Here is an 11877-nt window from a genome sequence, read left to right on the forward strand (position 1 = left end):
ACCGTGTGAGCACTTATATTTAACTGTTCTGCAATTTCTTTATTACGTGCGCCAGTTGCCACCAGCTCAATAATCTTCAATTCTTGAGGAGTCAGAGAATTTACTTGTGACGCAGTAGTAAAAGAGTCGTCATCGGCCTGGCGCCGCAGCATCATTTCTTCAATTTTACCGGAAAGCAGAGAACGCGGGTAATACAACTCACCCTGACCTATCACTTTGATAGCAGTAAGCACGCGATCTAAATGGTCGTTTTCATAAATAATACCACGCGCACCGAGGTTTAGCGCCTGGTTCGGACGTACCTCATCTTTTCTGGCGTTAACTAAAAACAAGGGGTAAGTTCTGGTTAGAGCTGCAATTTCATTGGTGGTATGAGACCTCGAAAGCTGCTCTGAACCTAACGAGTAAGCTACCATCGTATTTTCCAGTGGCGAACTTTCAACCAGTTCAGAGAAAGTACGATGGACAACCGACATTTCTAAAGATTCAGCAAGCAACCCCAAGTTCTGTGTACGCTTTTGATGTTCAATTAAAGCTAACTGAGTAAAACGCGCCATAACATCCCTTAAAGTTAAAACACATATTCGTTACTTCGCTTATGATTTGAATTACATTTTTCTAACGAACTATGTGACCCTTTATAATATACGATTATTTTTTATGCTGAAAGTTTATGCACCTTAGAACATGTTACAAAATGTAACAAGCGCTCTATTTCCAATAAAACATAACGGCGGACATAAAGGTAAGATAACCTCACTCACGGTAGGCGAAATAAGCGACAAAAGGGCTGCAATCCCGTATAATGTGGGTCAACAGATAAAGTTGAGTGTTTTAGTCAGGTATTTTATACTATTGGCCAGTAACGGGCGAAATTCCCATCCGCAGCTTTTAGAGTGGGTAAATCATGAGTGAACAGATTGATCAGGCGCTTGCACGTAAATACGATGCAGGCTTCGTTTCAGAAATAGAGTCAGAAACTTTTCCAATTGGCTTGGATGAAGACGTCATTGCCCGTCTATCCGCCATTAAAGGTGAACCTGAATGGATGCTGGAATGGCGTCTGAAGGCTTATCGCACCTGGTTAAAAATGGAAGAGCCGGACTGGGCACACGTCGATTATCCCAAAGTGGATTACCAGTCTATTTCATACTACTCAGCGCCTAAAAGCATGAAAGATAAACCTAAGTCGTTAGACGAGGTTGATCCTGAATTGCTGCGCACCTATGAAAAACTCGGTATTCCTCTGCACGAGCAGGAGATGCTGGCCGGTGTAGCTGTCGATGCGGTCTTCGACTCGGTTTCCGTCGTCACTACTTTCCGGGAGAAACTGGAAGAGGCTGGCGTGATCTTCTGCCCTATCTCTGAAGCTCTTCACAAGTACCCTGACTTAGTTAAAAAGTATTTAGGTACCGTAGTTCCCCGTGGCGACAATTTCTTCGCTGCGCTTAACAGTGCCGTATTCACTGACGGGTCGTTTGTTTATATTCCAAAAGGCGTTCGCTGCCCTATGGAACTATCAACCTACTTCCGCATAAACGAACAGAACACGGGTCAGTTTGAGCGTACCTTAATTGTTGCCGAAGAAGGCAGCCATGTCAGTTATCTGGAAGGTTGTACCGCTCCACAACGTGACGAAAACCAATTACACGCAGCCGTGGTTGAGCTGGTAGCACTGGATGATGCCGAGATCAAATACTCAACGGTTCAAAACTGGTACCCAGGCGATGAAAACGGCAAAGGCGGTATCTATAACTTTGTCACTAAACGCGGTCTGTGCGAGAAAAACGCGAAAATATCCTGGACTCAGGTAGAAACAGGCTCAGCCGTTACCTGGAAGTACCCAAGCTGTATTCTCAAAGGTGACAACAGCGTTGGTGAATTCTATTCAGTAGCGTTAACCCGCGGCAGACAGCAGGCCGATACCGGCACCAAAATGATTCACTTAGGTAAAAACACCAAGTCGACCATCATTTCTAAAGGTATTTCCGCCGGTCGCAGTAATAACGCTTACCGCGGCCTGGTGCGTATGGGCCCGGGTGCTGAGGGCGCGCGTAACTTTACCGAATGTGATTCGCTGCTTATTGGCGACCAGTGCGGCGCACACACATTCCCGTATATTGAAAGCAGCAATCCAACCGCGATTGTTGAGCACGAAGCCACCACCTCTAAGGTGAGTGACGATCAATTATTCTTATGTCGGCAACGAGGCCTGGACCCTGAAAAAGCAGTCTCAATGATTGTAAATGGCTTCTGTAAAGAAGTATTCCGCGAGCTACCAATGGAGTTCGCAGTTGAAGCCGGTAAGTTGCTTGAAATCAGTCTTGAAGGTTCAGTGGGGTAAAACATGCTATCTATTAAAGATCTACACGCACGTGTAGAAGAAACAACAATTTTGAAAGGCCTGAATCTGGAAATAAACCCCGGCGAAGTACACGCTATTATGGGTCCTAACGGTGCCGGGAAAAGTACTTTAGGCTACGTTTTATCAGGCCGCGACGGCTACGAAGTGGAAAGCGGCAGCGTCGAGATGGACGGCAAAGACTTGCTGGACATGGAAGTTGAAGAACGCGCTCAAGCCGGATTATTCCTGGCATTCCAGTACCCGGTTGAAATACCCGGCGTGAGCAACATGGAATTCATGAAAGAATCTGTTAACGCCCTACGCGAAGCGCGTGGCGAGAAAGCCTTAAGCTCTGCAGAGTTTTTGAAAAAAGCCAAAGAAGCCTGCAAACAGGTTGAGTTACCGCTCGATTTCTTAAAGCGCGGTGTGAATGAAGGCTTCTCAGGCGGCGAGAAAAAACGTAACGAGATTATGCAGCTGATTATGCTGGAACCTAAAATCGCTATTCTTGATGAATCCGATTCCGGCCTGGACGTTGACGCTCTGCAAGTTGTTGCAAAAGGCGTCAACAGCCAGCGCGACGGCAAACGCAGCTTTATTGTTGTCACGCATTATCAGCGCCTGCTGGATTACATTCAGCCGGACTACGTCCACATTCTGTCTAAAGGCAAAATTGTGAAAAGTGGCGGTCCTGAACTGGCTAAAGAAGTTGAAGCTTCAGGCTACGCTTGGTTAGCAGAAGCTGAAGCAGAAGGAGCAGATGCATGAGTCAATGGTTAAACCACGTTCTAGAGCGTGCCTCGACCGTTGACGATTGGCTATCTCCGGTCCGGGCACAAGCCTTGGACACTTTAAAGCAGCAGCAATGGCCAACGCGCCGCACTGAAGCCTGGCGTTATACCTCGCTGCACCCGGTTGCTGATTTGCAGTTGCAGACAGGCACAGGCAATAACACCGCCGAAGCACCTTTCATCGAGGGGCTGAACAGCCTTGATCTGGTTTTTGTTGATGGCCAACTGAGTACTGACATCAGCAAGCTTCAGCTGCCGGAAGGCGTTACTATTAGTGAGCTTTCCGCGCCAAGCGAGCCAGCAGAAGCGCTTTTTGCGCAAGTAAAACCCAGCCATCATTTGTTTGGTCTGGTTAATGATGTATTGGCGCAGCAAGGTGTTGTTATTGATATTGCCGCCGGCGCTAAAATCAAGCAGCCCATTCGTATCGTTAACTTTGCTTCAGCCGGTATCGAATCTCACCAGCGCACTCTGGTACGTGTTGGTGCAAATGCTCAGGCAACGATTATTGAGCATGGCAGCGGTTCAGGTAATAGCTTGAATACAGCGTTTGCGGAGTACGATATTGCCGAAAAAGCGAATTTAGAGCACTACCGTTTTGCTCTGCACGAAGGTGAGTCTATTCATATTGGCGGCAGTCATTTTAAACTGCACGACCATGCCAAAATGAACAGTACCTTAATTGGCTACGGCAGTCAGCTGACACGCCTGGACGTAGACATCGAACACGCTGGCGAGCACGCGTTTGCTAAATTTAATAACGTGTATTTACTGGCTCCGCGTGAACATTTCGACTTACACAGCACCATTGAGCACGCATCACCAAACGGGACTACCGAAGAAAATGCCCGGGGCATTATTGGTGATAGGGCAAAAGCGGTATTTAACGGACGCATTCATATTCACCGCCATGCGCAGAAAACCCTGGCAGAATTGAATAACCGTAACCTGCTGCTGACCCGCGGTGCTCAAATCAATACCAAGCCGGAACTGGAAATTTACGCAGACGACGTACAGTGCGCACACGGTGCGACAGTGGCTGAGATTGATGAAGAAGCGTTGTACTACATGCTGACGCGCGGCATCGACAAGCAACAGGCTTTGGTGATGCTGAACTTTGGTTTCGTGCAGGAGATGGTTTTCCAAATGCCGAATAAAGCGTTGGCTGACTGGTTACAGCCCATATTGAAAACACGATTTGAAAGTATGATGGAGCAGCAATGAGCCTGAACGTTGCGCAAATTCGTGAGCAGTTCCCGATACTGCACCGCCAGGTTCATGGTAAACCTTTAGTTTATCTGGACAACGCTGCAACCACCCAGAAGCCGCAGGCGGTCATCAACGCGCTGACAGATTACTACACTCAGTGCAATGCCAACGTTCATCGTGGTGCCCACTACCTGTCCGATGAAGCGACCCGGCGTTATGAAGCAGCGCGTAAGACCGTTGCTGAATATATAAATGCCAGCCGCCAGGAAGAGGTTATCTGGACCAGCGGTACCACCGAAGGCATTAACTTAGTCGCTAATGGCGTTGCCCAGCGACTAAAGGCCGGTGATGAAGTGCTGGTTACCGAGATGGAACACCATGCGAATTTGGTGACCTGGCAGCAAGCCTGTAAACGCTCGGGCGCAACATTGAAAGTAGTACCCATTAACGAAGACGGCTCGCTGAATACCGAGCAGTTTCATGCTCTGTTGAGCGAGAACACGGCTTTCGTTTCAATGCCGCACATTTCAAATGCACTTGGCACCATTAACCCAATTAAAGAGCTCACTGCAGCCGCCAAAGCGAAAGACGCACTGGTAATGATTGATGGCGCTCAGGGCGTTGCACATGGCGCTATTGATGTACAGGACATTGGCTGTGACTTTTACGCATTTTCCGGGCACAAAGTATTTGGGCCAACCGGTATCGGCGTACTTTGGGGTTGCTACGAAGTTTTAAAAGACTGGCCCATATGGTTAGTCGGTGGCGAAATGATAGCGACAGTCAGTTACCAGGATGCCACCTGGGGCGAATTACCTAACCGCCTGGAAGCCGGCACGCCGAATATTGCCGGTGCTATTGGTCTGGCGGCAGCAATTAACTGGCTCCGGCAATATGATGCAGCCGACATTCTGGCTCACGAAACCGCTTTACTGGCACGAGCAACACAATTAGCCGAGCAAACCGATGGCTTAACCATTGTTGGGCATGCCGCAAAGAAAATTGGCGTGCTAAGCTTTATTCTAGACGGTGCGCATCCGGCCGATATTGGCTTTTTGCTCGACAAACAGGGGATTGCCATTCGTACGGGTGATCACTGCGCTCAGCCGTTGATGAAGCGCCTGAACGTGCCGGGCACTGCGCGCGCATCGTTTTCCATTTACAATACGCTAGACGAGGTTGAAATGCTGTTTGAAGGCATCAAAAAAGCTCGTCTAATGCTAGCCTGATGGCAGGAGGAGACTCATGTCTGTAGAAACATTTGTACCATCATCGTCCTTAATTTCGATGACAGAAAGCGCCGTACGTTATTTCGAGTCGCGCTTAAAAGACGAGCCAGGTAAGTTCATTCGGCTGTCCACCAAACAGAGTGGCTGCACAGGTTATGCCTATGTACTCAGTTCGGCCGATGCACTGGAGGACGGCGATGAAGTTGTCGATATTAACGATAACCTGAAGGTCGCGATAGCCTCTAATGCACTCGAACTGGTGCGTAATACCGAAATTGATTACGTAAAAGAAGGCATTAACGGCGTGGTTAAATTCAACAACCCGAATGTGGTCAACGAATGTGGTTGTGGCGAAAGCTTCAACGTGCAGTAACGGAAGTTTAAATTATGCAGCAGAAAATGGTGTCCACCACCCGTGAAGTTAAGGCACGTCGCGTGCCAACGGGTGAACCGAAAGTAATTCCTAAGGGTGAATTTGTTAACATTACTCAGGATTTAGGCGGTAATTATACTGTCACCTTTCAGGGCAATATGCTGCGCATAGACGGTACTGACGCCGATGCTATTGGGCGCAAACCCGAAAAGCTCGATTTTCCGGTACCAGACGACGGCAAAATATCGGAGCAACAAGTGTGGGATGCTCTGGAAACCATTTATGACCCTGAAATTCCAATTAATCTGGTTTCTCTGGGACTTATTTATAAGGTCGACATTGATCAGGACACCCATACCATCACCATTGATATGACTTTAACTGCGCCGGGCTGCGGCATGGGGCCTGTACTTGTGGGTGATGTGGAATACCGCGTTTCTTTGGTACCGCACGTTAAAAATGTGAAAGTTGATTTGGTCTTTGACCCACCCTGGTCACGCGACATGATGAGCGAAGAAGCTCAGCTTGAAGCCGGCGTCTTCTTTTAACATTAGTTACTCTTTTAACTTATAAGTGAAGGTTATTGGTCAGCATGAATTTACCCAGCACAGATGAAATCATTGATGATTTAGAGTTTTTAGACGACTGGGAGCAACGCTATCAGTACATCATTGATTTAGGTAAAGCTCTGCCCGGTTTACCGGAAAGCCAGCATAAAGAAGAGTATCTGGTGCGCGGCTGCCAAAGTAATGTCTGGCTTATCAGCGAAGAAAAAGACGGCAAGCTGTTGCTGCACGTAGATAGTGACGCGGTCATTGTGCAAGGCCTGCTGACCTTAGTTATGGCGGCTTACCACAATAAAGCCCCTGAACAAATTCTGGCATTTGATATCGACCATTACTTTGCGCAACTGGATTTAGAAAACCACATTACACCAACCCGTGGTAACGGTTTACGTGCAATTGTCGGAAAAATTCAGCAATTAGCGAAACAAAGCCAGGCTTAAATTGTATTAAACAGCTCCTGAACTTTTGCCGACACCGTTCTGTAACTGGTTAATAAGCGGATATCGACTTTATGGAGCTGTTGTTTCATCTGAACTAACTGCTCTAGCTTAAGTGCAATACGCAAGCAATGCCCCATTGGTCCGGCACAATCATCAACCGCCATTTTTGTTTGTTCAGACAGCGGTAACTTTTCAAAGAAACACGCCTTATCGACCCCAAGCATAATATCGATACCCGATAATAACCCGACGAAATAGCATTGATCCGGATCGATATCCGGCGAATTTTGCCGTTTAGCCAGCTCATAACACATCTGCGCCCGAACTAAGACCATGCGGGAGGCCTCGGGGCTACTTGCGGTTACCGAGCCAATGAGGGCTATCCAGCGCCTCAGTTTCTCAATACCCAGGCGCATAATAACGTCTTTAACCCGGGTAATAGGGCTCGCTGTTGGGTATAAAGGGCTGTTAACGATTTTAAGCAGACTCACTGACAACTTAGGATCTTCTGAAATGACCTGAGAAAGTTCGGTTAAATCGGGTTCTTTTTCAAAGCAAAGCGATAGTATTTTTGCCAGTTGCAGCGAGGAAGGCTCTAAACGAGTTCCGTAAACCACGGTTGGTTTCGCAAAATAATAGCCCTGAAACAGCTCAAAACCCAGGGCTTCATAAGCTTGCTTGGTCGCTTCGTCTTCCACCCGCTCAGCCAGCCACTTTCCTTTGAATCCGGAAAGCTTTTGTTTAAAAGCTTTAGCCTGTGCCAGCGTTAGAGTCGAAACGTTCACTTTGATGTAAGACGCATACTTCAGCAGAGGCTCCCAGGCAGGGTCGAATTCGAAGTCATCCAACGCAAAGCGAAAACCTTTTTCGTACCAACGCGCCACCGCATTAACGACAGCTCTGGTCGGCTTGATTCGCTCCACCAGCTCAATAACCACTTTGTCCGGCTCAATGGGAAGAAAGCTTTGGGAGACTAAAAACTCACTGGAAACGTTGATAAATGCTGTAGCATCGTACTGCTCAGTTTGGGTGGTTATGCCCGCACAAAGGTTAAAGACAACCTCGCTGGTAGCCGCTGTATCGCCGACCGTCTCAGCGGTTAAGTTCAGCGCACTACGATAAAGCAGCTCTACCGCATAAAAGCGGTTTTTATTGTCATAAATGGGTTGAGCTGCCAGTAACGGAAAAGTTTCAGCCATCTTTTTTACTGTCTTTGGCCGCTTCCATTGCGCTTAAAATATCCGACGATAAAGAGTCCAGCTGGCCTGTCGGCTGCGGCAACATTATCACTTTACTGGCGGCTGTATCGAAAGAGCCCAGTACATCCACGTAGTTAGTAAATTTCAGCAAATCAATAACGTCTTTAGAAGTAATATCATTTGCCTGATCGGTGACCATCGCAATAGAATCACGTAAGCCTTCTGCTATGGCTAAACGCTGACCGGCGATGCCCTGCCCCTGCAATATTTTGGACTCTTTATCCGCTTCGGCCTGCTTCACCAGCATAATTTTTTCAGCTTCCGCTTTATGCTCCGCTGCACGACGCTCTCGTTCTGCGGCGTTAATTTGGTTCATCGAATCTTTAACAGACTGATCCGGGTCAATATCGGTCACCAGCGACGCAATAATTTCAAACCCGTACTCTTCCATGGTATCGCGCAACTGCTCTTTTACATCTTTAGAAATAGAGTCTTTATTATCGAACACCGCATCCAGATTCTGCTTAGGAATTTGCGCGCGCACCGTATCAAAAACATACGACTGCATTTGCCACTCAGGGTTTTCCAGTTGATAAAACGCATTATAAACTGAGGTTTCATTACTCACGCGATACTGAACAGACACCCGGACAATGACAAACACGTTGTCATTGGTTTTAGTTTCAACATCAACGTCCAACTGACGTGTTCTCATTGACTGTTTATGAGCAACTTGCTCAATCAACGGAATGATAAAGTTAAGACCGGGCGTCAGCATACGGCGGTAACGACCGAACAATTCGACCAGATAAACGCTTTGCTGCGGAACAATGCGCACTGAAGCAATCAGCAACAGTACGACAATCAGTGCGCCAACTACCCACATAATATTAAAATCGCTCGTCATTATTGAATCCTCATTATACGAGAATGATAAGGGAAGAGATTAACGGAAAGTGTGAAAAATAGCGAAAGAATGACGCAAAGGTTCCGTCAATTACAACGAAACCTTTGCGAGTCAGTGGTTATTCAGGAAGTTGTTCAAACCCCATGTGATACAGAGTAAAGCCGAATATGTCTGAATACTGTTCAATGGTTTTTGACACCGGTGTACCAGCACCATGCCCGGCATTGGTTTCAATACGGATAAGCTGAGGATCTTCGCCGCCCGCTTTGTCCTGAAGCTCTGCAGCAAACTTAAATGAATGCGCAGGAACCACGCGGTCATCATGGTCACCCGTAGTGATCAGCGTTGCCGGATAAGCCACGCCTTCTTCCACGTTGTGAACCGGCGAGTAACCCAGCAAATACTCAAACATTTCTTCGCTGTCGTTCGCTGTACCGTAGTCATACGCCCAGCCAGCGCCGGCAGTAAAGGTGTGATAGCGAAGCATGTCCAGAACACCTACTGCAGGCAATGCAACGGCAAAAAGTTCCGGCCGCTGAGTCATAACCGCGCCGACTAGCAAGCCACCATTAGAGCCGCCACGAACCGCCAATTGCTCAGACGATGTGTATTTCTCATCAATCAGGTACTCAGCTGCTGCAATAAAGTCATCAAAAACGTTTTGCTTTTGCAGCTTAGTACCCGCTTTATGCCAGTCTTTACCGTATTCACCACCGCCACGCAGGTTAGCGACAGCGTAAACACCGCCCATTTCTAACCAGGCTGCGTTAGCAATACTGAATGAAGGTGTCAGGCTAATATTAAAACCACCATAACCGTACAAAATTGTTGGGTTAGAGCCATCCAGCTCTGTTCCCTTTTTGTAGGTGATGATCATAGGTACTTCGGTACCATCTTTGGAAGTATAAAAGACCTGCTTTGATTCGTAGTTGGCAGAATCAAAATCAGCACCGGATTCAGCATAAACTTCAGAGCCGCCCTGATCAGGGTCGAATTTATAAATCGTTGACGGTGTGCTGTAGTTGGTAAAGGTGTAGTACAACTCATCCGCTTCTTTTTTACCTGAGAAGCCACCAATACTGCCCACACCCGGAAGCTGCACTTCACGAACCATATCGCCGTTATAGGCATATTGCTTAACCTGAGCCACGGCGTCGACCATGTACTCGGCAAAGATATAGCCCGCACCGGTTGATACGCTCAACACGTTTTCAGTTTCTGGAATAAAGTTTTCCCAGTTTTCAGGCGTTGGATTACTGGCATCAACGGTCACAACGCGCTGGTTTGGCGCATCGAGGTTCGTCACCAGGTAAAGCTTTGAACCGTCGTTATCTAATACACGAGTATCAGAGTCGGTATGATCAAGAACGGTAACCAGTTCACTGTCTTCATCGGTCAGGTCTTTTAAAAACAGTTTATTACCCGAGGTTGAGTTAGCCGCTGAAATGAGTAGATAACGATCATCATCGGTTACTGAGCCACCGACATAGCGGTGTTTCTCAGCATCCGTTCCACCAAACACCAACTTGTCGTCAGACTGGTCCGTGCCCAACTCATGGTAATAAAGTTTATGCTGATCGGTTTTTGCCGAAAGCTCACTGCCTTCTGGCTTGTCATAACTGGAGTAGTAGAAACCTTCATTGCCTACCCAGGAAATACCGCTGAATTTAATATCCACTAAAGGATCTTCCAGCTGCTCCTTGGTTTCGGCATCAATGACGATAATTTTACGCCAGTCGCTACCACCTTCAGAAATTGAGTAAGCCGCTAGCGAACCGTCGTCAGAGAAGGTTAATTGCGCCAGCGAAGTCGTGCCATCTTCACTGAAAGTATTCGGGTCCAGAAACACTTCCGGCTCTTCATCACCTTTTTGGCGATACACCACATACTGGTTTTGCAGGCCGTCGTTTTTGTAAAAGTAAGTGTAATCACCTTCTTTAAACGGTGCGCTGATTTTCTCGTAGTTCCACAATTCGGTCAGACGCTTTTCTATCGTTTCGCGATATGGGATGGACTCCAGGTGTGCGAAAGTCACTTCATTCTGAGCTTTAACCCAGTTTTCTGTCTCTTCGCTACGGTCATCTTCTAACCAACGATACGGGTCTGCTACTTCGGTTCCAAAGTAGGTATCAACCACATCGCCTTTACGCGTGTCCGGATACGACATAGATTGCGTATTCGCCTCTTGTTCTGTTTCAACATTTTGTGAGCAGGCTGTCAGCAAACTGACTGCCACTGCTCCCAGTAGGTATTTCATTGTTATTATCCTTATTTGAATTTAACCACTTCACCTTTTAAGGCTACACCAGCCATTAAAAAGCCAGCGCCGCACTGAAACTCCTCGGCACTGCTGAACTCATTATGCTCATAATTTGATTTAATGTTAATGACTGCATCGTAACCGTTATCACGCGCGTTGTCTTGCAGCACTTTCAATGCCGACAACAAAACCCATTCACAAGCTTCACGGTCAGATTTATTCAGCGCATTCGTCTTACGGCTGGTTGTGACAACACCCATTGACTGAGCTACTTCCGGGTGCGACTGACCAGCAAAGTAGACCGGAATATCAAGCAAAGCCTCTTTCGCTTTATTACTTTCCATTACGGGCTTAAGCTCCAGTGTTACTAAGTCATTGCGAGCCTCCACCTGCAATGACAACAATGAACTCAATACCACAACAGCAACTACAAACAGCTTTTTCATTATCTATTTCCTTATATTATTTTGAGTTATTCCAACGTTTAAAAATTAATGAGGTATTAATGCCGCCAAAGGCAAAATTATTGGTCATGACATAGTCTGTCTCGATCTCTCGG

12 protein-coding genes are annotated in these 11877 nt (G+C 47.1%); 7 read left to right on the forward strand and 5 right to left on the reverse strand.

Annotated features, from left to right (window positions below; genetic code table 11):
- A partial coding sequence (locus B3180_RS07725; protein WP_286843866.1) for a LuxR C-terminal-related transcriptional regulator occupies positions 1-557 on the reverse strand: 557 nt, incomplete at its 3' end.
- A 350-nt stretch (positions 558-907) separates the two neighbouring features.
- Between B3180_RS07725 and sufB the strand changes: the two genes are divergently transcribed.
- The 7 genes from sufB to B3180_RS07760 are packed head-to-tail and all read left to right on the forward strand — an operon-like array spanning position 908 to position 6952.
- The gene (gene sufB / locus B3180_RS07730) at positions 908-2344 is read left to right on the forward strand and encodes a Fe-S cluster assembly protein SufB (RefSeq protein ID WP_054488734.1); all 1437 of its coding nucleotides are present in this window, start codon (positions 908-910) and stop codon (positions 2342-2344) included.
- A 3-nt stretch (positions 2345-2347) separates the two neighbouring features.
- Positions 2348-3112 carry a Fe-S cluster assembly ATPase SufC gene (gene sufC / locus B3180_RS07735; protein ID WP_224797659.1) on the forward strand — a complete coding sequence of 255 codons (765 nt, stop codon included), beginning with the start codon at positions 2348-2350 and terminating at the stop codon, positions 3110-3112.
- The gene (sufD, locus tag B3180_RS07740; RefSeq protein ID WP_224797658.1) at positions 3109-4359 is read left to right on the forward strand and encodes a Fe-S cluster assembly protein SufD; all 1251 of its coding nucleotides are present in this window, start codon (positions 3109-3111) and stop codon (positions 4357-4359) included. Before sufC ends, sufD begins: the two co-directional genes overlap by 4 nt.
- On the forward strand, positions 4356-5573 hold the full coding sequence (locus tag B3180_RS07745; RefSeq protein ID WP_278358580.1) for an aminotransferase class V-fold PLP-dependent enzyme: 1218 nt from the start codon (positions 4356-4358) through the stop codon (positions 5571-5573). The genes sufD and B3180_RS07745 overlap by 4 nt, the downstream gene beginning before the upstream one ends.
- A 16-nt stretch (positions 5574-5589) precedes the next feature.
- The gene (locus B3180_RS07750) at positions 5590-5946 is read left to right on the forward strand and encodes a HesB/IscA family protein (RefSeq protein ID WP_054488741.1); all 357 of its coding nucleotides are present in this window, start codon (positions 5590-5592) and stop codon (positions 5944-5946) included.
- A gap of 14 nt (positions 5947-5960) precedes the next feature.
- The gene (gene sufT, locus B3180_RS07755) at positions 5961-6494 is read left to right on the forward strand and encodes a putative Fe-S cluster assembly protein SufT (RefSeq protein WP_222236189.1); all 534 of its coding nucleotides are present in this window, start codon (positions 5961-5963) and stop codon (positions 6492-6494) included.
- A gap of 44 nt (positions 6495-6538) precedes the next feature.
- Positions 6539-6952 carry a SufE family protein gene (locus B3180_RS07760; RefSeq protein ID WP_278358579.1) on the forward strand — a complete coding sequence of 138 codons (414 nt, stop codon included), beginning with the start codon at positions 6539-6541 and terminating at the stop codon, positions 6950-6952.
- On the opposite strand, the gene B3180_RS07765 is transcribed toward B3180_RS07760, so the two are convergent.
- The 4 genes from B3180_RS07765 to B3180_RS07780 all read right to left on the reverse strand — a co-directional run bounded on the left by B3180_RS07765 (position 6949) and on the right by B3180_RS07780 (position 11764).
- Entirely contained in the window at positions 6949-8151 is a 1203-nt protein-coding gene (locus tag B3180_RS07765) for an EAL and HDOD domain-containing protein (protein WP_286843871.1), read from the reverse strand. The genes B3180_RS07760 and B3180_RS07765 overlap by 4 nt on opposite strands.
- Positions 8144-9058, reverse strand: coding sequence for an SPFH domain-containing protein (locus B3180_RS07770; protein WP_054488749.1), 915 nt, complete (start codon positions 9056-9058; stop codon positions 8144-8146). Before B3180_RS07770 ends, B3180_RS07765 begins: the two co-directional genes overlap by 8 nt.
- 118 nt (positions 9059-9176) lie before the next feature.
- Positions 9177-11315 (reverse strand): prolyl oligopeptidase family serine peptidase, encoded by a 2139-nt coding sequence (locus B3180_RS07775; RefSeq protein WP_278358578.1) that lies wholly within the window; start codon positions 11313-11315, stop codon positions 9177-9179.
- 11 nt (positions 11316-11326) lie between these two features.
- A complete protein-coding gene (locus B3180_RS07780) occupies positions 11327-11764 on the reverse strand; it encodes an excinuclease ABC subunit A (protein WP_278358577.1) in 438 nt (145 codons plus the stop codon).
- Positions 11765-11877 lie beyond the last annotated feature (113 nt).

This window comes from Idiomarina sp. UBA4206 (assembly GCF_002383015.1).
Classification (GTDB): domain Bacteria; phylum Pseudomonadota; class Gammaproteobacteria; order Enterobacterales; family Alteromonadaceae; genus Idiomarina; species Idiomarina abyssalis.